Below are 24,924 nucleotides of genomic sequence, written 5' to 3' on the forward strand. Positions count from 1 at the left end.
GCAGAAACCGACTCGCTGAACTAGCCACACCCACGCCAACGGTCATGCGTAGTAATCAACCAGACCGCGGTCGCCACCGGTGCGACCGGTGCTGATTTCCATCGTGCCGCGAACGCTCTCCTCGTCCCCGCCAGCGGCTGAGCCGGTCACGCTCCTGCCCCGCGATTCGCCGCCGCGATCGCCCTGCCAGCCGCGGGACTGGTCGGAAACGTTCACGTCCATGGTCATGCCCTGCTGTGCAAACATTTCCCTTAGCCGGTGCATCTGCCCTTCCAGTGCGTCACGGACACCCGCATGAGGACTGAGGAAGGTCACCTGGGTCTGGTCCTTGTGCATGTCGATACGAACCTCCATACGCCCCAATTCCGCCGGATCGAGCTGGATTTCGGCCGATTTGAGGTTCTGGCTGGACAACCACATCACCCTGTCGACCACTGCCTCGCTCCAGCCGGATTGCTGCATCTGCACTGGCTGTCCCGGCACCATGGCTGGCCGCTGTGCCTGCATCTGATTCTGCTGAGCAATCGCCTGTGTCAGTGGATTGAGCCGGTTAATCGCAGCGTCGCTGGCGCTAGTGCGGCTTTCCTTCGGCACATCAAGCTTGTCGAGTAGCTCGCTGAAGCCCTCTTCGAGCGAGGGCTCGTCAGAATCTTCACCGAGCTCCTCACCCGCAATCAAGCTCGCCGGAAGCGCATCATCGACGTCTGCGGACGCTTCATCCGGCAGGAGGAGATTCGAGAAGGGGCTCTTCTGGGCGGCAGATTGGAGTTCCACCGAACGCTGCCCGGCCAGTGCCGTATCACCTTCCCCTTCGCTCTCCTCCGTTGTCGCCGTAGCCGCTGCCGTCGCTTGTGCCAGGCCAACCAGGAACTCATTGCCGGTCAGGGGCGGCGCGGCCGGCTCCGCGCTGATATCCCCTTGCCCGCCCATGCCGAACAGCAGGAGCGGATCGAGTTCGGTCTCAGCATTTTGCAAGTCCCCGTCCTCGGACTCGACAGGCAATTCGTTGCCGGCCTCAGCCGTGACCGGCTTTTCGGTGCCGCTAGCCTCGGCGGTTTCCTGACTCGGCTTTTCGCCTGCCGGCTTGTCACGGACAGGCTTCGCTGCGCTTTCGTGACGTTCGACCGGCTTGGCCTGACGCTCCTTGGCATAGACGTTGGCGAAGCTGGAAGGCTCGTCCCGACTGGCTTGAGGGGCAGCTTTGGTGGAGGCATTCGCGGCCTTGACGGCAGCGGGGGGTGCCTTGATGTTGAGTAACAGATCGGGGGAAACGGCCATGGGTCTTTCCGCTCAGGATGATGACGTGCATCTCCTAAAGCAAAACCCAGGCCAGCGACATAGCTGATCAATTACGAAAGAGCTCGATAGCTTCCCTGAAGGCTTTCATGGAGCGCGTCAGCGCGCCACGACATCAGCCAGACCCGCCATAACGCTGGCGTTCGGCTCGGTAGAGGATTCGTACGATGGCGAACTCGCGCTCAATACGTTCGATCAGCTCGCACGCAGCATCGAGCAGTTCGAGCCGTGCGGTTTCTTCCAGCTCGCGACAAAGTTCCGCCAGCAGCGCCGCACCCATATTGCTGCAACTGCCCTTGAAGCTGTGGGCAGCCTGACGCAGATTTTCCGCATCACCGCTCCGGCCGGCGCTCTGCAACAGACGCAGCCGCTCTTCCGAGTCGGCGAGAAAAGTATCCAGCAGTACCGGATACTCCGCTTCCATCACATCCTGGAGGGACGCCAGTACGCGGCTGTCGAGGTGATCGACCACGGATATGCTCCTGGCTGGAAAAACGACGAATTATGCATGACCGGACCAGTGAAACTCCACGTTCAAAGCCTTACCATCCGGTTGCCAACAGAAGTGATCGCTCAGTCGGCTAATCATGCGCAAACCCCGCCCTCCCAGGCATTCGGCGCAGTACTGCTTGTTCAGTACTCCCTGCACGTCGAACCCCGGACCGCTGTCACGCACGCCGATGCGTAGACAGCCCTTCGCGTCTTCGGATTTGACGCTCAGGTCGATGGACACGAAGCCGTCGGTAAGCGCGTCCAGTCGCCGTTGACGCTCTTGATAGTAGCTTGCAAAACCGTTGGCATCGCACTTCAACGATGAGTCTAGCAACAGCACGCCGTGCTCCAGCGCATTGGCGTAGAGTTCGGTCAACACGGTGTATATGGTGCCGGCACGATGACGCAGGGGTGAGATCTGCAGCAGCAGTTGCATCGTCATCGGCAAAGGATTGGCCGTGCGCAAGCTGCTCGGGCGAAGTTCGAAGCTGACCGACCAATCCTTGGCCCGCAGCTGTTGCGAACCTAGCGGATAAATATCGAGCGGCTGAAACGCAACCTGGACGGCCTGATCGATCATGCTCACTTCGACCAGGCTCATATCGTCAAGTATTTGACCGTGAAAGGCGAGCAGCGCCTCCTCAATTTCATCGAACAGTGCGCAGGGCTCCAGGTTCGCGTCCATGACGGCCAGCAGCCGCTGCTCACCGAACAACTCATCATCAGCATTGCAGCTTTCCAGAATCCCGTCGGACATCAGCAGCAGGCGGTCGCCAATCGCCAGCGGCAAAGTCTCGAAGCTGTCATCGAAAGAGGATGCGTCCAGCACCCCAAGCGGCAGATGTCGGGAGCGCAGCGGCAAGCGTTCGCCGCCCGAAGCCCTGAGCAGATAGCCGTCCGGCAATCCGCCATTCCATACCCGCAGCGAGCCTTGCTCGAGGTTGATATCCAGCAACGTGGCACAGCAGAACATTTCCACGGGCAGGATCAGTTTCAGTTTGGTATTGATCTCGCGAAGGATCTCGTTGCTGGAATAGCCCTTGGCGGTCATCCCGTAAAAGGTCTCGGCCAGCGGCATGGCACCGATCGCGGCAGGCAGTCCATGGCCGGTGAAATCGCCCAGCAGCACGAACATCCTGCCGGCCGGCGCGTGCGCAGCCAGCAACAGATCGCCGTTGAACAGGGCGCGCGGCGACTGCCGGTAGCGGATGTTTGGGGCATTCAGGCAGCCGGCATGAGCCACCTTGTCGAAGATCGCCTTGGCCGCGTTCTGCTCGTCGAGCAGTTGCTGGTTACGCCGAGCGATGAGATCACGCTGTTCCAGCACCGTGGCCTGCAAACGACGCAGGCGATGCATGGCCTGGATCTTCGCTTCGAGGATGATCGGGTTGTAGGGCTTTGCGATGAAGTCGTCGCCGCCTGCTTCGAGGCAACGCACCAAGGCCTCGTTTTCCGTCAGTGAGGTGAGAAAGATGATCGGCACCAGCTCGTTGCCGGCCAGGCGCTTGATCTGCCGAGCAGCCTCGAACCCGTCCATCACCGGCATCAGTGCATCCATCAACACCAGTTGCGGCCGTTCGCCTTCGAAGCGCCGTACCGCTTCGGCGCCATTGGATGCGGTGGTCACGCGATGCCCTTGGCGACCGACGATGGCGGCGAGCAGCATGCGATCGGCCGCGCCATCCTCGGCGATGAGTATGGAGAGCCGGCGAGGCATTCAGGCGATCGCGAACAATTGTTCGAAGTTGGAAACCGAAAGAACCTTTCGCACATCCGGATTGCAGTTGATCAGGCGAATGTCGGCTTTGTCGCTGCCGCCATGGTCGCGTAGCAGCAACAACATGCCGAGTGCTGAACTGTCGAGATAGGTCGCGCCGCTGAGGTCGACTACATAACGGTTGGGCGTGTTGCCGGTACGCTGATAGGCGTCGCGAAAGGCCTGATGAGTGTTGAAATCGAAGCGCCCTTGAATGGTGATAGTCAGCTCCTGTCCATCTGCCGATAGCTGTGAACTGATGGTCATGTAGCGCTCCTGATCCAATGCGAGAACTTGACTGCCATATTGGCTGGACGGCGCTGGTGCATCGTCAAAACGGCACCTCGACCGTTGGTGCCGGCGACATCAGTAACCAGGCGTGCTGTAGCAAACAGGCTGATGAAGATGTAGCACCCAAACCCCCGCTCAGCAAGCTTCAATCCTGTTTAGGTCGGCCCGCCAGCCGTTGCGAAAATTCATCGAGGAGTTTCTGCTCACGCTTGTCGGCCGCCGTTCGTGCTTCCTGCAGGTAGCGTTCGACCAGTTTGCGCAAACCATCCAGACGTGCACTGCGCTGCTGCCATTGCTCGCGGAGCTTGTCGAGGTTGTTGCGATGCCAGTCGACGCTGCGCTGCTGTTGGCCTATGGCCGACTCGAGCTGCGAAAGGAATCGCTGGTAATTCATCAGCCACTGACCGGAGACACCCTGACTGCCCTGACTCAGCCACTGCTGCTGGTAGTCACCGAAATACTGGCGCAACTCGCCCAGCTTGGCTTCGGCCTGGGACAGTTGCGCCTGACCTTGCCCGAACAGTCTCGCGGCGTCGCGCTCGGCGCGCTCAGCCATGTCGATTACGGGCGCCAGGCGCGCGGCACGGCTCGCCGACAAGGTTTAGCTCGCCGCCTTGGCGTTGAATACGCTGGCCAGCAGTGCCTCGCTATGGGCCAAGTGTTCGGCCTCGTCCAAACCCTGTCGAAGATAGCGAACCATCTCCGCCTGCCGGGCGATGGCCAGGTCGGTTTCCGGATCGCCGCCGGGCACGTAGGCGCCGACGCTGATCAGATCGCGGCTCTGCTGATAGCGCGACCACAGCTGTTTGAAGCGCTGCGAGTGACGGACATGCTCGGGACTGACCACCTGTGGCATGACCCGACTGATGGACGCTTCGATGTCGATCGCTGGATAGTGCCCTTCCTCCGCCAGCCGACGTGACAACACGATGTGCCCGTCGAGCACGCCTCGCGCCGCATCGGCGATCGGGTCCTGCTGATCGTCGCCCTCGGACAGTACGGTGTAGAACGCGGTGATCGAGCCACCGCCCTCCTCCGCGTTTCCGGCGCGTTCCACCAGGCTGGGCAGCTTGGCGAAGACCGAGGGCGGATAGCCCTTGGTCGCCGGCGGCTCGCCGATGGCCAAGGCAATTTCGCGCTGGGCCTGGGCGAAACGGGTCAGCGAATCCATCAGCAGCAATACGTTCTTGCCCTTGTCGCGGAAATATTCAGCGATGCGCGTGCAGTACATCGCCGCGCGCAAACGCATCAAGGGCGCATCGTCGGCAGGCGATGCCACCACCACCGAGCGCTTGATGCTCTCTTCGGTGAGGATGTTCTCGATGAACTCCTTGACCTCACGGCCCCGCTCGCCGATCAGCCCGACCACAATGACATCGGCCTCGGTGAAGCGCGTCATCATCCCAAGCAGCACCGATTTACCCACACCGGTACCGGCGAACAGGCCGAGACGCTGTCCGCGGCCGACAGTCAGCAAACCGTTGATGCTACGAATGCCGACGTCCAGCGGCTCGCTGATCGGGTGGCGCTTGAGCGGGTTGATCACCGGGCCGTCCATCGGTACCCAGTCCTCGGCTTTCATCCCACCCTTGCCGTCCAGCGCGCGGCCGGCACCGTCGAGCACGCGGCCGAGCATCGAGGTGCCCATGGGCAGACGGCCGGTATTGGCCAGCGGCACGACCCGCGCACCGGGAGCGATGCCGGCGAGGCTGCCGACCGGCATCAGATACAGCTTGCCGCTGGAGAAGCCCATCACCTCCGCCTCGACCTGCGTCGGGTGATAGCTGTCTTCGTTGATCACCAGGCAACGGCTGCCAACGGCGGCGCGCAGCCCTTCGGCCTCCAATGTCAGGCCGACCATGCGCAACAACCGACCCTCGAGGATCGGTTGGCTGGGGAGCTTGATCGCTTCGCCGTACGCTTCGAAACGCTTGGCAAAGCTGGTTCGTTCAAGGCGCATCAGCGCTCTCCGAATCCGTATCCAGGTTCAGATGCAGGTCAGCTTCCGGTGGGCTGGTGGCGTTTTCGCGCTGTTGCTCGAACAGCTGCTTGATGGCCTGAGCCAGGCGCGTTTCGACACTGGCATCGATCCGGCTCTGCTCGGTCTCGATCCGGCAGCCGCCGGGCAGCAGGTCGCTGTCCTCGACGATCTTCCACGTCTCTTCGTGGCGTTCGCGAAGCGCTTTGACCAGCTCGAAATCCTGCGGATTGATGGCGATGCGCACATTGCTGGCGCCCATGGGCAGCAGCTTCAGAGCCTCGCGCAGCACCTGCCGGATCTGGCTCGAATCGATCAGCAAGTCGCGCTGAATCACCTCGCGAGCAAGCTGGCTGACCAGCGTGACCATGGCGTGTTCGAGATTACGATCCTGGTCGGCGATGGGCTCGAGCAACTGCGTCATCAATTGCTCGAGGCTGCCCAGCTTGGGCGCCAGCACCGCTTCGGCTTCCTGCCTAGCTTTGAGCTGGCCGGCATGAAAGCCATCTTTCTCGCCCGTGCTGAAACCTTCGTTATAGGCCTCCTGACGGATCGCCTCAAGTTCGTCGAGTGTCAAGGGTTTGACTTCCTCGACGGGGACATCCTCGCTGCGCGACAGGTCTTCGGCGGCCGGTTCGACAGTCGCCTCAGGCTCTTGCGGCTCCGCACCCAGCGGATCGAAGCTTGGCAGCGCCCAGCGATCGAAGACATTGACGTCCTTCGCGCGGATTACGTCGCTGGGGTTTTCCTTGGACATTGCAGCTCACTTAGATTTAGATCATTTCTTCGCCACCCTTGCCACCGAGGACGATCTCTCCGGCTTCGGCCATGCGGCGGGCAATGGTGAGTATTTCCTTCTGTGCGCCTTCGACTTCGCTGATGCGTACAGGCCCCTTGGCTTCCAAGTCGTCGCGCAGCAATTCGCCCGCGCGTTTCGACATGTTCTTGAAGATTTTCTCCTTGATCGCTTCGTCGGCGCCTTTGAGCGCCATGACCAGCACATCCGAGGATACTTCGCGCAGCAACACCTGGATGCCCCGGTCGTCGACATCGGCCAGGTTGTCGAAGACGAACATCAGGTCTTCGATTTGCGAAGACAGATCTTCGTCGACATCTCGGATGGCGTCCATCAGTTGGCCTTCGACCGAGCTGTCGAGGTAGTTCATGATATCCGCGGCGCGCTTGACCCCACCCAGCGTAGCGCGAGTGGTATTGGCGTTGCCGGAAAACTGTTTCTCCAGGATCAAGTTGAGTTCTTTCAGCGCCGCCGGCTGGACGGTATTGAGCGAGGATACGCGCAGAACGATATCGAGCCGCACCTTGTGGTCGAAATGCGACAGCACCTCGCCCGCCTGGTCGGGGTCCAGATAGGCCACCACGATCGCCTGGATCTGCGGGTGCTCGTAGCGGATCACGTCGGCGACCGCACGCGGCTCCATCCATTTCAGACTGTCCAGACCGCTGGTGTTGCCGCCCAGCAGGATGCGATCGATCAAGCCACCAGCCTTGTCCTCACCCAGCGCCTGGGTGAGCATCTTGCGTATGTAACCATCCGAACCAACCCCAAGGCTGGTCTGATCGCCAACGATCTCGACGAACTCACCCATGACCTGTTCGATCTGGTTCTTCTGCACGTTGCGCAGCTGCGCCATCGCAGTACCGACCTTTTGCACTTCCTTTGGACCGAGATGACGCAGGACCTGCGCCGCATCGGCTTCGCCCAGCGAGAGCAGCAGGATCGCGGCCTTGTCGACCTTGTTCAGCTTGTTGGCGGGAACTCGTGCATCACTCATCGGCGTTGATCCACTCTTTGACGACCTGAGCCACCCGGCCCGGATCTTCAGCTACCAAATTCTTGATGGCATTCAATTGCGCATCGTACCCCTCGGTCGGGCTCGGGAGCATGATGCTCTGTGGCCCGCTCAGACTGACCCGATCACTGGACAGCGCACCATCCATACCGTCCATTTCGCCTAGCGCGGCATCGCCGCCAACAGCCTGAAGCTCCTTGCCTTTCCCGGCTTGGGTCAGATTGTTCAGGACTGGCCGCAGTACCCCGAATACCAGCACCAGTATGAAAAGCACCCCGAGTACTTGTTTGACGATGTCCCAGAACCACGGCTGCGAATAGAACGGGACGTCGATAAAAGTTTCATCCAGCGAGTCGGTAGCGAACGGCGCGTTGATCACGCTGACGCTGTCGCCACGGCTGGCGTCGAAACCGACGGCGTCCTGAACCAGCCGGGTGAGGCGCGCCAATTCTTCGGCGGTCCGCGGAACACGTGTAGTCTGCCCATCAGCAGAGACCGTCACCTGGTCGTCGAGTACCACGGCAACCGACAGACGGCGCAGGCGGCCTTGCTGCTGTTTGGTGTGACTGATCGAACGGTCCAGCTCGTAGTTGCGGGTCGCCTGCTCGCGCTTGTCGGCCGGATACGGCGCCAGCATGGGCTGGCCGGTCGCAGGGTCCATGATCTGCTGACCATTGGCGTCGAGCAACGGTTGTCCAGAGGCGATGGCGCCGGCAGCGGCGGCCTGTCCGGCTAGTGCATTTTCCGGTGCGGTCGCCGGGCCTGGCGGCTGGTTGCTCAGCGCGCCCGGAACACCCTGCGGCCCGAGACTGCTCTGCCGTTGCTCGCTGACGCTCTGCTCGCTGCGCAGCGCCGGTTGATCCGGATTGAAGGTTTCTGAAGTCGACTCGACGGCGCTGAAGTCGACGTCGGCGGACACTTCGGCCTTGTACCGACCGTTGCCCAGCACCGGCTGCAGAATGCTCTGTACGCGTTGGGTATAGAGACTCTCGATCCGACGGCTATAGTCGAACTGCTTGCCGGCCATGCTCAGCTCGGTGAGCTCCTGCTGGTCCGACAGCAGATTGCCCTTCTGGTCCACTACGGTGATCTGCGACTTGGTCAGCTCAGGCACGCTGGTGGCGACCAGGTTGATGATCGCCATGACCTGGCTCGGCTCAAGGCTGCGGCCCGGATAGAGCTCTACCAGCACCGACGCGCTGGGCTTGCGCTCGTCACGCACGAACACCGAGCTTTTCGGGATCGCCAGGTGCACGCGGGCGCCCTTGACGTTATTGAGGCTGGACACGGTGCGGCCCAATTCGCCTTCGAGGCCACGGCGGTAGCGGGTGGCTTCCATGAACTGGCTGGTGCCGAGGCCCTGCTCCTTGTCGAGAATCTCGAAGCCGATATTGCTATCGGTCGGCGCAATGCCAGCGCTGGCGAGCTTCAGCCGCGCACGGGCAAGATCATCGGCCTTGACCAGCAAAGCACCGGAGGTGGGCTCGATGGTGTAGGAAATATCGGCCGCCGCCAGGGTCTCCATGACCTGATTGGCATCCATCCCGGCGAGGCTACCGAGCAACGGGCGATAGTCCGGCTGCTGCGACCAGAGCACCACGGCGAAGCCGATGGCGACACTCGCAGCCAGCCCGACCAGCAGGCCGATCTGCCGCAGCATCGACATTTCGGAAAGATTTTCCAGGAAAGACAGACCCAGCAGGGGCTTTTTCGGAGCGTCCGAATCAACCGGCACTGGAACCTTGCTAAGCGCTTCAGCCATTATTCAAACCCTGCCTTAAACCGGCATCTGCATGATGTCTTGATACGCCTGGACCAGCTTGTTACGCACCTGGGTCATGGCCTGAAAGGAAACGCTGGCTTTCTGCGACGCGATCATGACGTCGGTCAGGTCGATACCGCCCTGCCCCATCTCGAACGCGGTCGCCAACTGACTGGAGGCTTGCTGGGTTTCGTTCACCTTGTTGACGGCCTGGCCGAGCATGTCGGAAAAGCTCGGAGCGCCCACTTCTGGAGTGGCGGTCACGGGCTTTGAGCGTGCCATTGCATCGGTCTGCATGGCCCGCATTTCCAGCATCAAGCGATTGAATTCAATACCCTGGCTCATCTCTTCCTCCAACAGCTGCGGTTTTTTTGACGCTTCGCAGCAAGCACCATGTGAATAGCAACATCGATGCCAGTGTTCGGATCAGCAGCCAGGCCGGTACGAAAACGGGAGACAAACGGTATTCGGCACGGCGGCACTGTTACGCTGATCCCGCTTACGGCTGTACCGCGACGCCGTGCGTTGCCTGTCATAGCCTGCGCGTCAAGCAAAGATCGTGCGCAACGGCCTCCGCCCTTGCTCCAGATACACAGCGTCTTTTCGCCCCTGAACCGGATCCAGACCCGATGACCGTCACCGCTACCACGCCCTTGCTTCGGCCTCTCAAGGACAGCTCAGCCTCAACCGTCGTGGCCGGCTTCATTGCCATGCTCACCGGCTATACCAGCTCGCTGGTGCTGATGTTTCAGGCCGGCCAAGCGGCGGGCCTCAGCAGCGCACAAATCTCATCCTGGATCTGGGCCCTATCGATCGGTATGGCGCTGTGCAGCATCGGCTTGTCGCTGCGCTATCGGACGCCGGTGGTGATCGCCTGGTCTACGCCCGGCGCGGCGCTGCTGATCAGCAGCCTACCCGGCGTTCCCTATGGCGAAGCGATCGGCGCGTTCATCTTCAGTTCGGCACTGATAGCGCTGTGCGGACTCACCGGCAGCTTCGAACGCCTGATGCGCAAGGTGCCCGCGTCGCTGGCGGCAGCACTGTTGGCCGGCGTGCTGTTCAATATCGGCAGCGAGATTTTTCGCGCGGTGAACGTACAGCCCGTGCTCGTACTCGGGATGTTCTTCAGCTATTTGCTGGCCAAGCGTCTGCTGCCGCGCTACGCGGTGCTCTCGGCGCTGATTGTCGGCTGTGTGCTGTCCGGTGGGTTGGGCCTGCTCGACTTCGGTGGCCTGAGCCTGGAGGTTGCGATACCGGTGTGGACCACGCCTGCGTTGTCCTTCGCCGCGGTATTCAGCATCGGCATACCATTGTTTGTTATTGCCATGGCGTCGCAGAACATGCCGGGGCTGGCCGTATTACGCGCCGAGGGCTATCAGGCGCCCGCCTCGCCGCTGATTTCCGTCACGGGTATCGCGTCGGTTCTGCTCGCCCCCTTCGGTTCCCATGGCATCCACTTGGCTGCGATCACCATGGCCATCTGCGCCGGGCCGGAGGCCCATCCGGATCCGTCCCGACGTTACACTGCGGCGGTCTGGTGCGGTCTGTTCTACGGTATTGCCGGCATTTTCGGCGCAACCCTGGCCGCATTGTTCGCCGCCTTCCCGCCGGCGCTGGTGCTATCCATCGCGGCGCTGGCATTGCTCGGCTCGATCGGCAGCGGTTTGACCCAGGCGATGCAACTGCCGCGCGAGCGCGAGGCAGCGTTGATCACGTTCATGGTCACGGCATCGGGCCTGACCCTGTTCGGCATCGGCTCCGCCTTGTGGGGACTGGTGGCGGGCGTGTTGACGCTGCTGATCGTCAATGGGCGCAAAACTGCGGGCTGAGCGCTGCGGTCAACGGGTTCAGATAGCGGTCGCACCGCCGTCGACCGCCAACGCATGGCCGGTGGTAAACGCGGCTCCATCACTGCAGAGGTAAAGCACCGCCGCAGCGATTTCCTCGACCTTGCCGATACGCCCGACCGGATGCATCGCCGCGGCAAATTCGGCCTTGCGCGGATCCGCTTCATAGGCGCGGCGGAACATGTCGGTGTCGATGACGGCAGGACAGACAGCATTGACCCTGATCTTCTTCTTGGCGTATTCGATCGCCGCCGATTTGGTCAAACCGATGACGGCATGCTTGGATGCCGAATAAATGCTCATCTTCGGTGCCGCTCCCAGACCCGCAACCGAGGCGGTATTGACGATGGCGCCGCCACCCTGAGCCAGCATCAGCGGTAACTGGTGCTTCATGCATAGCCAGACACCTTTGACATTGACGCCCATGATGGCGTCGAACTCGGCTTCGCTGCCTTCGGCCAGGCGACCCTGTTCGATCTCGATGCCCGCATTGTTGAAGGCATAGTCGATACGACCGTAAGCAGCCACCGCTTGCTCGGTCATCGCTTTGACATCGTCATCGCGGGTCACGTCGCAGCGCACGAACACTGCCTCTCCCCCCGCCTTGCGGATGGCTTCGGCACAGGCTGCGCCACCCGCCTCGTCCAGATCTGCCACGACCACCTTCAGCCCCTGCTCGGCGAACGCCAGCGCCGTCGCGCGGCCAATTCCCGCAGCAGCTCCAGTAACCAACGCAACCTGACCGGAAAAACACATGCTCATGCTGGATACCCTATCGATTTAAAGAAGGCGTCGAGTCCAAAAGTGACTACAAGCCAAACGCTGGTCATGGTTATACCGCCATCCTCTGCTCCGATTAAGCCCAGGCTGGCTATATCACTCAGGCAGATGCCACTGCATTCCAACATTCCCGCCTTGCTTGCAGTGATGACCTCTGCGAGCTACACCAAGCTTTTGCACACACCAGAGGCTTCCATGGACCAGACCAACCGCCAGTTTCTACTGGCCAAGCGCCCCGTCGGGGCGCCCACCCGCGACACCTTCGAGTTCGTTGAACAACCGCTGGGCGAACCCGGCCCGAACCAGATCCTGGTCAAGAACGAATACCTGTCGCTGGATCCTGCCATGCGCGGCTGGATGAACGATGCCAAGTCCTATATCGCGCCGGTGGGTATTGGTGAGGTAATGCGTGCGCTTGGTGTGGGCAAGGTAATCGCGTCTCAGCATCCCGGCTTTGCGAAAGGTGATTACGTCAACGGCGCGCTCGGCGTACAGGACTATTTCCTCGGCGAGCCTAAAGGCTTCTACAAGGTCGATCCGAACCAGGCGCCGCTGCCGCGCTATCTGTCTGCGCTGGGCATGACCGGTATGACTGCTTACTTCGGCCTGCTGGCGGTGGGCGAACCCAAGGCAGGAGAAACCGTGGTGCTGTCGGGAGCCGCCGGTGCCGTAGGCAGCGTTGCGGGGCAGATTGCCAAGATCAAGGGTTGTCGCGTGGTAGGGATCGCAGGAGGGGCCGACAAATGCCGTTTCCTCACCGACGAGCTGGGCTTCGACGCCGCAATTGACTACAAGAGCGAAGACGTCGCGGCGGGGCTTAAACGTGAATGCCCGAAAGGCGTCGACGTTTACTTCGACAACGTCGGTGGCGATATCCTCGACGCGGTACTGACGCGCATCACCGTTGGTGCCCGCATCGTGATTTGCGGCGCGATCAGCCAGTACAACAATAAGGAAGCGGTCAAGGGACCTGCCAACTACCTTTCCCTGTTGGTCAATCGGGCGCGCATGCAGGGCATGGTGGTGATGGATTACGTGCCACGCTATCCGGAGGCCATGAAAGAAATGGCTGGCTGGATGCAGAGCGGCGAGCTGAAGAGCAAGGAGGACATCGTCGAAGGGCTGGAGACGTTCCCCGATACCCTGATGAAACTGTTCACCGGCGGCAACTTCGGCAAGCTGGTATTGAAGGTCAGCTGACTCGCTTGGATAGCGGACGGGCACCGTACTTCGGCGACCATCCGCTATCCAGGGTTCAGGCCAATTCCGCAACCACTGCCGCCAGCGCCTGGGACGGATCCGCCGCCTGTGCGATGGGCCTGCCGATCACCAGATAATCCGACCCCGCCGCCATCGCCTCGGCAGGCGTGAGAATACGCCGCTGATCATCTGCCTTGCTGCCGGCCGGACGAATGCCCGGTGTCACCAGTTGCAACTGTGCAAAGTGCGCTTTCAAGGATTGCGCCTCCAGCGCCGAGCAAACCAGCCCATCCAGTCCGGCCTCTGCTGCCAGCCCGGCCAGTCGCAGCACCTGCTGCTGCGGCTGCACATCGAGACCGATATCGGCCAGGTCCGTCTGCTCCATGCTGGTCAGCACTGTGACGCCGATCAGTAGCGGTTTGTGCCCTCCTACCTTATCCAGGGTCTCGCGGCAGGCCGCCATCATCCGCAGACCTCCAGAGCAGTGCACATTGACCATCCACACGCCCAGTTCCGCCGCTGCCTTGACCGCCATCGCCGTGGTATTGGGTATGTCATGGAATTTCAGATCCAGAAATACCTCAAATCCTTTACTCTGCAGCGCCTCGACGATCTGCGGACCGCAGCGGGTGAACAGCTCCTTGCCGACCTTGACACGGCAAAGCGCCGGATCGAGCTGTCCGGCCAGGGCCAGCGCAGCATCACGGGAGGGAAAATCGAGCGCAACGATGAGGGGAGTCTGGCAAGTCATGGCGATTCCTCGGCAAATTTCGGCGCGCATTGTCGCAGAAAAACCATCATCGAAGCGGACCGGATGCCGTTGACGGTATGGTCGCGCAATGGCGCAGCTACATGCGCAAGCCTAAGGTTAAACGCAGTCCCGCCACCATCAGGAGATAAACATGCCTTGGTACATCTGGTTATTGCTGGTCCTAGTGATCGGTATCATCGTCGGAGGGCTGATGACCCTACGCGCCAGCGCTCACAAGATTCCGCTGACCGAGGAGCAGAAACAGCGGATCGCCCAGCGAAACGCCGAGGCGGACGCCAAGGACGCGCGCGATAAATAGCCGTCGGCGCGCTGGACAGCCGGCCGAACCGGCGCCTTTGCCCCCTCACATCAGGCGATTAATTGACTCGGCAGTCAGTGATGGCTTTCCGCCTTCATTCGAGCAATCATTCTGCCTCCTACAAGGAAGCATCGATGCCATCAGATTCCGCTTCGGCCCAGGCCGGAAGTCCCAAAGCCCACGCCGCGTTTTCGAGGCGGATCCTCCCCGGTTTTGCCTGCCTGTTGGCCGCTGCACTGCTGGCTGCGGCGATCGCCGTCATACATATCGCCCAGACCATTGATCGCGACGCACTGACCCAGGAGCATTTTCTCGCCGGCAAGGCATTCGAATCGCATATGCGCGGCATGTCTCGTCATGTCGCGGACAACGGGTTCTGGGGCGACGCCTATGCCAATCTAAGCAAGCGGACCAATCTCAACTGGGCTTATGACCAGGCGAACCTCGGCCCTTCTTTATACGACGACTTCGGCTATGAAGCGGTCCTGGTGGTCAACGCCGACGGCGAAACGACCTATTCGGTGATCCGCGGGGAACTGGTGCAGGTCGATGCACGGCGCTGGCTTGGCAACGGGCTGGAAATTCTGCTCGCGCAGGCCCGTGAGGCGGTCGAGGAGGAAGAAACCTCTGCCGGCCTGCTTTCGGCTGAAGGTCTCCCGGCTATGGTGGCCGCTGCGGTAATGACCCCAGGCGGCAGCGATATCGATGAGATGGACGGCCCCGCCTCGGTTCTGCTTTTTGTCGATGTGATGGATTCTGACTGGCTGCTCCAACTCGGCCGTGAATATGCGATCGAAGGTTTGCGTATCGACGACGAAAACCCTCGCCCGCAAAACGCCGTTGTCTCTCTGAATATGCTCGATGGAACATTCCAAGGATTTACCTGGAACGTCTCCCAGCCAGGCCGCTACCTGTTATGGATGACTCTGCCGGTGCTTGCCGCGGTCACCCTTGGACTCGGAGTCCTTGCCTGGCTGCTCCTGCGTCAGGCGCTGAAAACCGTACGGCTGATGGATGCCAGCTACAAGCGGCTGTCGAAAAGCCGCACGGCATTGGCCGCCAGTGAAGAACGCTTCCGCGATGTGGCAGAAGCCGCATCCGATTGGATCTGGGAAACCGACCAGAATGCTCGACTGACTTACCTATCGAGTCGCTTCGAAGAAATCACCGGCCATGAACCCGCCGCCTGGATTGGCCGTCCCTTGATCGATCTGCTGATTACCGATCATGCCGCACTCCAGGACTGGCTGGCTGCGCCACATAGGACGCCGTTGCGCTGCAGCTACCAGGCGGCGAATGGCTGCGAACGGCATTGCCGGCTCTCCGCTCGCGCGATTTATCGAGAGGACGAGCTATTGGGCTATCGGGGTACCGCAAGCGACATCACCGAAGAGACCCGGGCCCAGGCACGCGTGCAGTACCTCTCGCAGCACGACGCCCTGACCGGCCTGCCGAATCGCAACCGGCTGCGCGACTATCTGGAAGCCAAACTCGCCTCGCTTAGCAGCGGATCTCGGCTGACGGTCCTGTACATCGATCTGGATCGCTTCAAGCCGGTAAACGACACCCTGGGCCACGGTGCCGGGGACGAGGTGTTGATCGGCGTATCCAACCGACTCAAGCAGTGCATCAGAGGCGACGACCTGGTCGCTCGCCTGGGTGGCGACGAGTTCCTCATGGTCATGAGCCGTCTACAGCTCAACGAAGATGTGGACAAGCTTTGCGCCCGGGTTGTCGCCGCGGTCAGCGAACCCTTCATTTACGAAGGCCAGCAGATCTACATTGGCGCCAGTATTGGCATCGCCATGGCGCCCACCGACGCGACGCAGGCCAACGAACTCCTGCGCTGCGCGGATATCGCCCTGTATCAGGCCAAGGCCGACGGACGTGGAACCTGGCGATTCTATGGCAGCGAGATGGACAAGCGGCTGTTGGAACGGCGTCGCCAGGAAGACGAACTGCGCCAGGCGATTGCCGAAGGCCAGTTCGAGGTTCATTACCAGCCTCGGTATTTCAGCGAGGACATGAGCATTAACGGCGCCGAAGCCTTGCTGCGCTGGCGGCACCCTGCTCGAGGCCTTCTGCTACCCGAGCACTTCATCCCGCTGGCGGAAGAGACCGGGCTGATAGTCCCGCTCGGCGAGTGGGTCCTGCGCCAGGCCTGCATCGAAGCCACAGGCTGGGCGAGCACGCTCATGATCGCGGTCAACCTGTCGCCGCTGCAGCTACGCAACGACGAGTTATCCGAAATGGTTCGGACCGTTCTGGAAGAAAGCGGGCTCCCGGCCAACCGTCTTGAACTGGAAATAACCGAAACGGCATTGCTCCAGGAAAATCAGCGCACCCTGGACGTGCTCAACGAACTGAAGGCCATCGGTGTCCGGCTCGCCATGGACGATTTCGGTACCGGCTATTCTTCCCTGAGCAATCTGCGTAGCTATCCGTTCGACACGATCAAGATCGACGGCAGCTTTGTCTCCGGCATGGAACGTTCGACCGCGGACCATTCCATCGTCAAGGCGCTCATCGATCTCGGCCGAGGCTTGCGCATGCGTGTCACGGCCGAAGGCGTGGAAACCTCGGAGCAACTGACGCAATTGCTCGCCGATGGCTGTAGCGAGATTCAGGGCTTCCACATGAGCCATCCGCTTCCGGCCCAAGAGTTGCGCGCCTTGCTGGCCGGTGTCGGCGGGACCTTGAGCCGAAGCCCTGCGTGACAGCGTCCGCGCGGGTTACCGTTTGAGCTCGATGTTGATCTGGGCCCCGTCGATCAGCGCTTCGTCCTCATTCAAGCCCTGCAGCAGGCGTCCGCTCATCTGCACCGAGCGTGAACTCTCAGCTGAATCGAATAATGGCGGCAATAAACGTATCGACGCCGTATCCGCGTCCGGCTCGAGCTCCTCGGCCCAATCCTCGGGAAGGCTCAAATCCAGCTCCGGCTCGGGCAGCTCGACGCGTTCGATCGCGACGTCCTTCTTCGGCGCTGGCGGGGCGACCGGTTTGGGCTCAGGCGTCGGCACGACACGCTCGGATGGCAGCGTTTCAGGGTCACCGGCGGTCACCGGCTCGACTTCAATCTCGATTTTCGGGGGCTTACCCACTTCACTTTCGACACGCCCGAGCGCGGGATCGGGCGCGGGCTCGAGCGGCGCTGCGGGCCCGCGATCAACCACGCCAGACCGAACTTCGGGTTTCGCCGGTGCACCGGGTTGAGAAGGTAACTTATCGCCGTCGCAAGCGCCGAGAAACGGTAATGCAAGCAGCAAACTCAACCATCTCATAGGACCACGTCCTCCTTCGGTCCGATCAGTTCGATTGCCGGCACAGCCCTCCTGCCAGCTCACCCAGGGTTTTCAATGCTCGCTCTGCCTCGGACGTCCAGGGCAGACCGCAATTGAGCCGCACGCAGTGATTGAACTGCTCGGTGTTGCTGAAAATCAGCCCCGGCGCGATGCTGATGCCTCGCTTCAGCGCCTGTAAGTGCAGCTCCTTGGTATTCACCCGGGCCGGCAAGCTGACCCAGAGAATGAAGCCGCCGGTGGGCCGGGTCATCTGCGTTCCTTCCGGAAAATAACGCTGCACTGCCAACTGGAAGGCACTGAGGTTACTGCGATACTCATGCCGGATGTAGCGTAGATGCCGATCATATCCACCGTTCTCCAGATAGGCTGCTACGCCCATCTGGGTAACACTGCAGGCCGAATGCGTGCTGAAGGTCTGCAGGCGCTGAATCTCCTCTCGATAGCGTCCCGGCAGAATCCAACCAATGCGCACACCCGGCGAGATGGTCTTGGAGAAGCTCGAGCAATAGATCACTCGCCCCTCATCATCGTTGGACTTGAGCGCCTTGATGGACCCCGCATCGAACATGAGTTCGCCGTAGATATCATCTTCGACAATCTGAATGTCGAAATTCGCCGCCAACTTGAGCAATTGCTTTTGCCGTACGTCCGGCATGCTGCCACCCAAGGGGTTGCTCAGCCGCGCGGTGAGCACCAGCGCCTTGATCGGCCACTGGCTAGCAGCCAGTTGCAGCGCTTCGAGACTTAGTCCGGTGTCCGGGTCGCACGGAATTTCGATGACTTTGAGCCCTAGCAGATCGGCCAGTTGCAGCAAGCCGTAGTAGCTGGGTGACTCAGCTGCGATCAGGTCGCCCGGTTTGGTCAATACGCGCAAGGACATCTGTAGAGCATCGACACAGCCGTGGGTGATCACCACTTCGTCCGGGCCGACGATCACGCCGGCATCGCGCATGCGGATCGCCACCTGTCGACGCAGGGGCTCATAGCCGGGGCTGAACATATAGCTGAACGCCCGCTGGCTCTGGAAGCGAGTGATCTTGGCGAGTTGCTGGTGCAAGGCGCGCGCTGGCAAATAGTCCACATGAGGCACGGCAGCGCCCAACGGGATAAGCCCGTCGCGGCGCGATTCGCTGAGGACCTGGTTGATGATGCTGCTGCGCGTGACCAGCGTCGGCCGCTCGACCTGCGCGATATCCGGGGTCGGGGCGGTCAGCGCCGGCGTGTGGTGCACATAGAAGCCCGATTGCGGACGCGCCCGGATCATGCCTTGGTCTTCTAGGTTGGCATAGGCTTGCAGGACCGTCGCATGGCTGACGTTCAACTGCATGCTCATCTTGCGCACCGAAGGCACACGCTCACCGGGCCGGTAGACGCCGCGCCGGATATCTTCAGCGAGCTGGTGTGCAATGCGCTGATAAAGCAACAGATTGGTCATATCGTCCGTCTCCGCCAACTGGACCATAACAGTAGTACAACACCGTTATGTACGACCAATACAGTTACTCGCAAACTCGCCGACACAGTCTGTTACAGCCCTGGCACGGATGCTGTCAGCGAGGGCTACTGAGTCGCCCTTGCTCGTCGGAAAACAGAATCTCGACCCGCCGATTCTGTGCTCGGCCACGCACCGATGCGTTTTCGGCGACCCGATATTGCTCACCGTAGCCAATCACCTCCATACGCCGCGGATCGATACCCAGGCTCTGCATGAAGTCGCCCACCGCCTGCGCTCGGGCCTTGGACAGGGCAAGGTTTTCGGCGGCATCACCCCGATTGTCGGTGTAGCCCTCGATGCGGACTCTGCGGTTGGGATTGAGCTGCAGGAAATGCACGACCTTGAGTAGCGTGCGATTGGCCGAGGGCTCCAGGTCGGCGCTGGCCGCCTTGAACAACACGTCCCCTAAGGTCATCACCAGACCGCGATCTGTTTCGGACGCCGCCAGACTGATCAGCTGATCCTCCATCCATCGACCCTGGTGCTGCAGGTCGAGCAGCCGGGCTTCCTGCAGAGCCTGACGCAAGCGCTCGTGCTCAATGGCGAGCTGGGTAGCGCGCCGCTGATTCTGCATCTGCTCGCTGTGCTGGCGAGCGATCTCGCTATACCGTTTGCTGAGATAGGCGTAGTGATCAACGTCTTCTGCGCTGCCCCAGTAGCCGGCGAAACGCTGGGCTCGCTCCAGCGATTCGGCCGCGCGCATCATGTCCTTCGGCGCATCGCGCAGGATCTGCGGATCGTCACCGACGCTCTGAAATGCAACAACCGCTTGTTCCAGTTGTTGCTGCGATTGCTGCGTTGCGCATCCCTGGAGCCCGGCAAGCGTCACCAGCAATACGGACGTGAGAACAGGCTTCACTGCAAATCCCCCAACTGATCGCGTAGCCGTGCAATACGGCGAGCCAGCTCTGCCAGCTCCTGCTGACTCTTGTCATTCAGAACGCTGGCCTCCGCCAGCCTAGCGTCCAGCTCCGCTTTTTCGGCGAGCCGACGGGCCTGCCGGTAGTCCTCGTCCTTCATTGCTGCAACCGCAGCCATGAGTTGTTCTTCGGCCAGCGCCAGCTCTGGCGTCTGATCCGACGCGCCCACTGAGCGCGCCTGGGTCAGCGCCTGCTCGGTGAGACGCAGCTGTTCGGTAGGTGCCGGGTCGTTGGCGCAGCCGACCATCGCCGACAGCATGAGCATGTAGGAAAGATGCTTTATCAAAAGAGAGATCCTAGCGTTGCGAATTGCTTGTCGGCGCCGGCTGTTGCTTCCAACGCTCGAGATTTTCCACCAGCAGTTGCTGCGGCACACCGGCAGCGCGCAATTCTGTCATTTTTATCGCGAGCTGTCCGCGCAACCACGGGCCGTTGCAGGCGGAGTCGTGCGCCACTGCGAGATGCATATCACGACTGAAGACCGGAGGTTCCAACCGCTGAATATCAGCAAGCAGCCCTCGCGGGTCGGCTTGGGCGACAGCGCTGTACCGCTCGTGCAACACGTAATCGGCTTTGCCCGCCAGCAGCCTTTGCACGGCTTCCGTCAGGCTGGGCGACGAGCGCAAGCGAAGATGATCCTTGGCATATGCCTGAAACTCACCACCGAAGCGGATCGATGCGACGTAGGCACCCGAGCGACCCGTCAGATCTTCACGACTGGCGTAAAGGAAGCCAGGCTCATTGCGTACCCAGGCAGACATTTGCAACGTAACGATCGACGGGTGGATGAAATCCAGATGCGCCAGCTCCCGCAGGTCGAGCACCGCATCGGCCAGCAGATCCACCCGGCCGCTACGCACCTCCTCGAGCGCCTTGGCGGCATCGCCCGTATAGAGAAGCTCGAGCTTCAGATCGAGTGAATCGGTAATTTTCTTCAGTAAATCGGCATTCGCACCGATCAGGCGCTTGGGATTCTGCGGATCGCGCCACAGGAACGGCGGATTATCCGCGCCACCTGTTGCGATCAGCCGATCACACTTGGCAGCCGCCGCGTTCGCCACCAGGGGAGTTGCCAGCAGCAAGGCGATCAAGGCGGATTTCAGCGGAACGGCACAGCGCATGGAAAACCTCATCATGGGGAATCGAACAGGCACTGTCGGTGCCAGTTCGGGATATTACCATCGGCCAGCGCAGCCGAGCTGCCATAAAAAAACCCGCTGCAAGAGCGGGTTTTTTCCGAAGCGGCTCGATCAGACGAGTCGCTCGAGTTCGGGCACGATCTCGAACAGATCGCCCACCAGGCCGTAATCAGCCACCTGGAAGATCGGCGCTTCCTCGTCCTTGTTGATCGCCACGATCACTTTGGAGTCCTTCATGCCTGCCAGATGCTGGATCGCACCGGAGATGCCGACGGCGATGTACAGCTGCGGCGCGACGATCTTGCCGGTCTGACCAACCTGCATATCGTTGGGCACGAAGCCAGCGTCGACCGCCGCGCGCGAAGCGCCGACAGCAGCGCCGAGCTTGTCGGCCAGCGCATACAGATGCTTGAAGTTGTCACCGTTCTGCATGCCACGACCACCGGAAATGACGATCTTGGCAGCGGTCAGTTCGGGACGGTCGGACTTGGCCAGTTCTTCGCCAACGAAAGCGGAAACGCCCGCGTCACCGGAGCCGGAAACCTGCTCGACACTGGCCGAGCCGCCTTCGGCATTGACCGGATCGAAACCGGTGGAACGCACGGTGATGACCTTGATCGGTGCGCTCGACTGCACGGTGGCGATGGCATTACCGGCATAGATCGGGCGCTTGAAGGTGTCGGCGCTTTCGACGGCGATGATTTCGGAGATCTGATCAACGTCCAGCAGCGCCGCAACGCGTGGCAGAAAGTTCTTGCCGTTGGTGGTGGCAGCGGCGAGCACATGGCTGTAGCTCTTGGCCAGATCGGCGATCAGCGGCGCGACGTTTTCCGGCAGCTGATGGGCGTAGGCGGCGTTGTCGGCAACCAGCACCTTGGACACGCCTTCGATCTTCGACGCTGCTTCGCCGATGGCTGCGCAGTCGCTACCGGCGACCAGCACATGGATGTCGCCACCGATGGCTTTGGCGGCCGCAACGGTATTGAGCGTAGCGGCAGCCAGGACGGCATTGTTGTGTTCAGCGATAACCAGGATAGTCATTTAGATTACCTTCGCCTCGTTTTTCAGTTTCTCGACCAGTTCAGCCACGGACTTGACCTTGATACCGGCGCTGCGAGCAGCCGGCGCTTCGACTTTCAGGGTCTTCACGGTGGAGGTGGTGGACACACCCAGCGCGTCTGGCGTCAGGACTTCCAGCGGCTTTTTCTTGGCCTTCATGATGTTTGGCAGCGACGCGTAGCGAGGCTCGTTCAAACGCAGATCGGTAGTCACGATTGCCGGCAAGTTCAGCGCAACGGTCTGTGCGCCGCCATCGATTTCACGCTCGACCTTGACCTTGTCGCCTTCCACTTCGACCTTCGAGGCGAACGTGCCTTGGGCGTATCCGGTCAGCGCGCCAAGCATCTGGCCGGTCTGGTTGTTGTCGCTGTCGATGGCTTGCTTGCCGAGAATGACCAGCTGCGGCTGCTCCTTGTCGACGACGGCTTTCAGCAACTTGGCCACGGCCAGCGAGTTGAGCTCTTCGGTCGATTCGACCAGCACGGCGCGATCAGCACCCAGCGCCAGCGCAGTACGCAGCTGCTCTTGAGCGGCGGTCGGACCGATGGACACCACGACGATTTCGCTCGCAACGCCCTTTTCTTTAAGGCGCACGGCTTCTTCCACGGCGATTTCGCAGAAGGGGTTCATCGACATCTTGACGTTGGCGAGGTCGACGCCGGAGTTGTCCGCCTTGACGCGAACCTTGACGTTGTAATCGACCACTCGTTTGACAGCTACAAGAATCTTCATGGATTCCTCGTTACTCTCCGGTGAATAGGATATCGCCGAGGCGAACCGAGCCATGCTCGAGGTCCGGACCGTCAATTCAGCCGCGGAACCAGTTCGGCGAGCGCAAAACTGCCCGTATCTTGACTGCTGGCAACGGGCGGGGTCAACAACGCATATACCCCGCTATAAGCCGCAGTTTCGCGATTCTAACAGCCTTGAAGAAAATTCAAACAAACGTTTGTATTGGACCCTTACCGACGTCTATATATAATGCGGCAGCTCGGCTTGGTCAGGGAAACGATCCAGCCCTCCACTATCTACATAACAATCAAGCCTTGAGTAGGAGATAGCCAATGGAACGCGAATACATGGAATTCGACGTAGTGATCGTCGGCGCCGGCCCCGCGGGCCTGTCCGCTGCCTGCCGGCTGAAGCAGAGAGCGGCCGATGCTGGTAAGGAAATCAGTGTCTGCGTCGTCGAGAAGGGTTCCGAGGTAGGCGCCCACATTCTATCCGGCGCGGTGTTCGAGCCTCGCGCACTCAACGAACTCTTTCCCAATTGGAAGGAGCTCGAAGCGCCATTGAACACCCCGGTCAAGCGCGACGACATCTACTTGCTCAAGAGCGCGGAAGCCGCTCGCAAGCTGCCCAATGCACTGGTTCCGAAAACCATGCATAACGAAGGCAATTACATCATCTCCCTAGGCAACCTATGCCGCTGGCTGGCACAGCAGGCCGAAAACCTCGGCGTCGAGATTTATCCCGGTTTCGCAGCTCAGGAAGCGCTCATCGATGAACAGGGCGTGGTTCGCGGCATCCTCACCGGCGACCTTGGCGTGGACCGCGAAGGCAATCCGAAGGAAGGCATGTACACGCCGGGCATGGAGCTGCGCGCCAAGTACACTCTGTTCGCCGAAGGCTGCCGTGGCCATATCGGCAAGCAACTGATCAACCGTTTTCAGCTCAATGCCAATGTCGACCCGCAGCACTACGGCATCGGTATCAAAGAGCTCTGGGACATCGACCCGGCCAAGCACGAGCAGGGCCTGGTGGTGCACACCGCAGGCTGGCCACTGAACGATGCCAACACCGGTGGCTCGTTCCTTTATCACCTCGAAAACAATCAGGTCGTGGTCGGGCTGATCGTCGACCTGTCCTATAGCAACCCGTTCCTCTCGCCGTTCGATGAGTTTCAGCGCTACAAGCATCACCCGGTGATCAAACAGTATCTCGAAGGCGGCAAGCGAGTTTCCTACGGTGCGCGCGCCATCGCCAAGGGCGGCATCAACTCGCTACCGAAGATGGTCTTCAATGGCGGCGCATTGATCGGTTGCGATGCCGGCACGCTCAACTTCGCCAAGATCAAGGGCAGCCATACCGCGATGAAGTCCGGCATGCTGGCCGCCGAAGCGGTGGCCGATGCCTTGTTCGCAGGCCGTGAAGGCGGTGACGAGCTGACCGGCTATGAAGAGGGCTTCAAGGCCAGCTGGCTTTACCAGGAACTCTATGCCAGCCGCAACTTCGGCGCAGCGATTCACAAGTGGGGTGCGGTCAAAGGCGGGGCGTTCAACTTCATCGATCAGAACATCTTCGGCGGCAAGATTCCGTTCACGCTGCACGACACCAAGCCGGACTACGCCTGCCTGAAGACTGCGGCTGAGTCGAAGAAGATCGATTATCCCAAGCCCGACGGCAAGCTCAGCTTCGACAAGCTCAGCTCGGTATTCCTTTCCAATACCAACCATGAAGAGGAGCAGCCCGTCCATCTCAAACTGACCGATCCGAGCATCCCGATCGAGAAGAATCTGCCCCTGTACGACGAGCCCGCCCAGCGCTACTGCCCGGCTGGCGTCTACGAGGTGGTGGACAATGACGACGGCAGCAAACGCTTCCAGATCAACGCGCAGAACTGCGTGCACTGCAAGACCTGTGACATCAAGGACCCGGCCCAGAACATCACCTGGGTCGCACCGGAAGGCACCGGCGGGCCTAACTACCCCAACATGTAACGACGT

24 protein-coding genes are annotated in these 24,924 nt (G+C 60.9%); 5 read left to right on the forward strand and 19 right to left on the reverse strand.

Annotated features, from left to right (window positions below; all coding sequences use genetic code 11):
* Positions 1-42: 42 nt before the first annotated feature.
* The 10 genes from UF78_RS13500 to fliE all read right to left on the reverse strand — a co-directional run bounded on the left by UF78_RS13500 (position 43) and on the right by fliE (position 9,731).
* Entirely contained in the window at positions 43-1,278 is a 1,236-nt protein-coding gene (locus UF78_RS13500; protein ID WP_045162735.1) for a flagellar hook-length control protein FliK, read from the reverse strand.
* 133 nt (positions 1,279-1,411) lie between these two features.
* The gene (locus tag UF78_RS13505) at positions 1,412-1,720 is read right to left on the reverse strand and encodes an Hpt domain-containing protein (protein WP_045162791.1); all 309 of its coding nucleotides are present in this window, start codon (positions 1,718-1,720) and stop codon (positions 1,412-1,414) included.
* Between the two features lie 78 nt (positions 1,721-1,798).
* Positions 1,799-3,505 (reverse strand): ATP-binding SpoIIE family protein phosphatase, encoded by a 1,707-nt coding sequence (locus UF78_RS13510; RefSeq protein ID WP_045162736.1) that lies wholly within the window; start codon positions 3,503-3,505, stop codon positions 1,799-1,801.
* A complete protein-coding gene (locus tag UF78_RS13515) occupies positions 3,506-3,811 on the reverse strand; it encodes an STAS domain-containing protein (protein WP_045162737.1) in 306 nt (101 codons plus the stop codon).
* Between the two features lie 169 nt (positions 3,812-3,980).
* Entirely contained in the window at positions 3,981-4,433 is a 453-nt protein-coding gene (fliJ, locus tag UF78_RS13520) for a flagellar export protein FliJ (RefSeq protein WP_045162738.1), read from the reverse strand.
* Between the two features lie 3 nt (positions 4,434-4,436).
* A complete protein-coding gene (fliI, locus tag UF78_RS13525) occupies positions 4,437-5,795 on the reverse strand; it encodes a flagellar protein export ATPase FliI (protein ID WP_045162739.1) in 1,359 nt (452 codons plus the stop codon).
* Entirely contained in the window at positions 5,785-6,570 is a 786-nt protein-coding gene (gene fliH, locus UF78_RS13530) for a flagellar assembly protein FliH (RefSeq protein WP_045162740.1), read from the reverse strand. The genes fliI and fliH overlap by 11 nt, the downstream gene beginning before the upstream one ends.
* Positions 6,571-6,586: 16 nt before the next feature.
* Positions 6,587-7,606, reverse strand: a complete 1,020-nt coding sequence (gene fliG, locus UF78_RS13535) for a flagellar motor switch protein FliG (RefSeq protein WP_045162741.1) — start codon at positions 7,604-7,606, stop codon at positions 6,587-6,589.
* A complete protein-coding gene (gene fliF / locus UF78_RS13540) occupies positions 7,599-9,386 on the reverse strand; it encodes a flagellar basal-body MS-ring/collar protein FliF (protein WP_045162742.1) in 1,788 nt (595 codons plus the stop codon). Before fliF ends, fliG begins: the two co-directional genes overlap by 8 nt.
* A gap of 15 nt (positions 9,387-9,401) precedes the next feature.
* Positions 9,402-9,731 carry a flagellar hook-basal body complex protein FliE gene (gene fliE / locus UF78_RS13545; protein WP_045162743.1) on the reverse strand — a complete coding sequence of 110 codons (330 nt, stop codon included), beginning with the start codon at positions 9,729-9,731 and terminating at the stop codon, positions 9,402-9,404.
* A 284-nt stretch (positions 9,732-10,015) separates the two neighbouring features.
* On the opposite strand from fliE, the gene UF78_RS13550 reads away from it, so the two are divergent.
* Positions 10,016-11,215 carry a benzoate/H(+) symporter BenE family transporter gene (locus UF78_RS13550; RefSeq protein WP_045162744.1) on the forward strand — a complete coding sequence of 400 codons (1,200 nt, stop codon included), beginning with the start codon at positions 10,016-10,018 and terminating at the stop codon, positions 11,213-11,215.
* An 18-nt stretch (positions 11,216-11,233) separates the two neighbouring features.
* On the opposite strand, the gene UF78_RS13555 is transcribed toward UF78_RS13550, so the two are convergent.
* Positions 11,234-11,995: an SDR family oxidoreductase gene (locus UF78_RS13555; protein WP_045162745.1), complete on the reverse strand. Its 762-nt coding sequence runs from the start codon at positions 11,993-11,995 to the stop codon at positions 11,234-11,236.
* Positions 11,996-12,208: 213 nt separating this feature from the next.
* Here UF78_RS13555 and UF78_RS13560 point away from each other — a divergent pair, with 213 nt between their 5' ends.
* A complete protein-coding gene (locus UF78_RS13560) occupies positions 12,209-13,213 on the forward strand; it encodes an NADP-dependent oxidoreductase (protein WP_045162792.1) in 1,005 nt (334 codons plus the stop codon).
* Positions 13,214-13,268: 55 nt separating this feature from the next.
* Here the strand turns inward: UF78_RS13560 and pyrF are convergent, their stop codons facing one another.
* Positions 13,269-13,964 carry an orotidine-5'-phosphate decarboxylase gene (gene pyrF, locus UF78_RS13565; protein ID WP_045162746.1) on the reverse strand — a complete coding sequence of 232 codons (696 nt, stop codon included), beginning with the start codon at positions 13,962-13,964 and terminating at the stop codon, positions 13,269-13,271.
* 151 nt (positions 13,965-14,115) lie between these two features.
* Here pyrF and UF78_RS22660 point away from each other — a divergent pair, with 151 nt between their 5' ends.
* Together UF78_RS22660 and UF78_RS13570 are read left to right on the forward strand one after the other, a co-directional pair.
* Positions 14,116-14,283 (forward strand): DUF2897 family protein, encoded by a 168-nt coding sequence (locus UF78_RS22660; protein WP_080890622.1) that lies wholly within the window; start codon positions 14,116-14,118, stop codon positions 14,281-14,283.
* Positions 14,284-14,417: 134 nt separating this feature from the next.
* Positions 14,418-17,000, forward strand: coding sequence for a bifunctional diguanylate cyclase/phosphodiesterase (locus UF78_RS13570; protein WP_045162747.1), 2,583 nt, complete (start codon positions 14,418-14,420; stop codon positions 16,998-17,000).
* A gap of 15 nt (positions 17,001-17,015) precedes the next feature.
* On the opposite strand, the gene UF78_RS13575 is transcribed toward UF78_RS13570, so the two are convergent.
* From UF78_RS13575 to UF78_RS13605, 7 genes are all read right to left on the reverse strand, one after another.
* Entirely contained in the window at positions 17,016-17,555 is a 540-nt protein-coding gene (locus tag UF78_RS13575) for a hypothetical protein (RefSeq protein WP_423831482.1), read from the reverse strand.
* Between the two features lie 34 nt (positions 17,556-17,589).
* Positions 17,590-19,020 carry a PLP-dependent aminotransferase family protein gene (locus tag UF78_RS13580; protein WP_045162749.1) on the reverse strand — a complete coding sequence of 477 codons (1,431 nt, stop codon included), beginning with the start codon at positions 19,018-19,020 and terminating at the stop codon, positions 17,590-17,592.
* Positions 19,021-19,135: 115 nt separating this feature from the next.
* Positions 19,136-19,939, reverse strand: coding sequence for an OmpA family protein (locus tag UF78_RS13585; RefSeq protein WP_045162751.1), 804 nt, complete (start codon positions 19,937-19,939; stop codon positions 19,136-19,138).
* Positions 19,936-20,247 carry a DUF4398 domain-containing protein gene (locus tag UF78_RS13590; protein ID WP_080890626.1) on the reverse strand — a complete coding sequence of 104 codons (312 nt, stop codon included), beginning with the start codon at positions 20,245-20,247 and terminating at the stop codon, positions 19,936-19,938. Before UF78_RS13590 ends, UF78_RS13585 begins: the two co-directional genes overlap by 4 nt.
* A gap of 49 nt (positions 20,248-20,296) precedes the next feature.
* Positions 20,297-21,121 (reverse strand): substrate-binding periplasmic protein, encoded by an 825-nt coding sequence (locus UF78_RS13595; protein ID WP_045162753.1) that lies wholly within the window; start codon positions 21,119-21,121, stop codon positions 20,297-20,299.
* Positions 21,122-21,250: 129 nt separating this feature from the next.
* Positions 21,251-22,180 carry an electron transfer flavoprotein subunit alpha/FixB family protein gene (locus UF78_RS13600; RefSeq protein WP_045162754.1) on the reverse strand — a complete coding sequence of 310 codons (930 nt, stop codon included), beginning with the start codon at positions 22,178-22,180 and terminating at the stop codon, positions 21,251-21,253.
* A complete protein-coding gene (locus tag UF78_RS13605; RefSeq protein ID WP_045162755.1) occupies positions 22,181-22,930 on the reverse strand; it encodes an electron transfer flavoprotein subunit beta/FixA family protein in 750 nt (249 codons plus the stop codon).
* Between the two features lie 332 nt (positions 22,931-23,262).
* On the opposite strand from UF78_RS13605, the gene UF78_RS13610 reads away from it, so the two are divergent.
* Positions 23,263-24,918, forward strand: a complete 1,656-nt coding sequence (locus UF78_RS13610; protein WP_045162756.1) for an electron transfer flavoprotein-ubiquinone oxidoreductase — start codon at positions 23,263-23,265, stop codon at positions 24,916-24,918.
* Positions 24,919-24,924: the final 6 nt, after the last annotated feature.

Origin of the sequence: Stutzerimonas stutzeri (assembly GCF_000952685.1) — a bacterium.
Taxonomy (GTDB): Bacteria; Pseudomonadota; Gammaproteobacteria; order Pseudomonadales; family Pseudomonadaceae; genus Stutzerimonas; species Stutzerimonas stutzeri_E.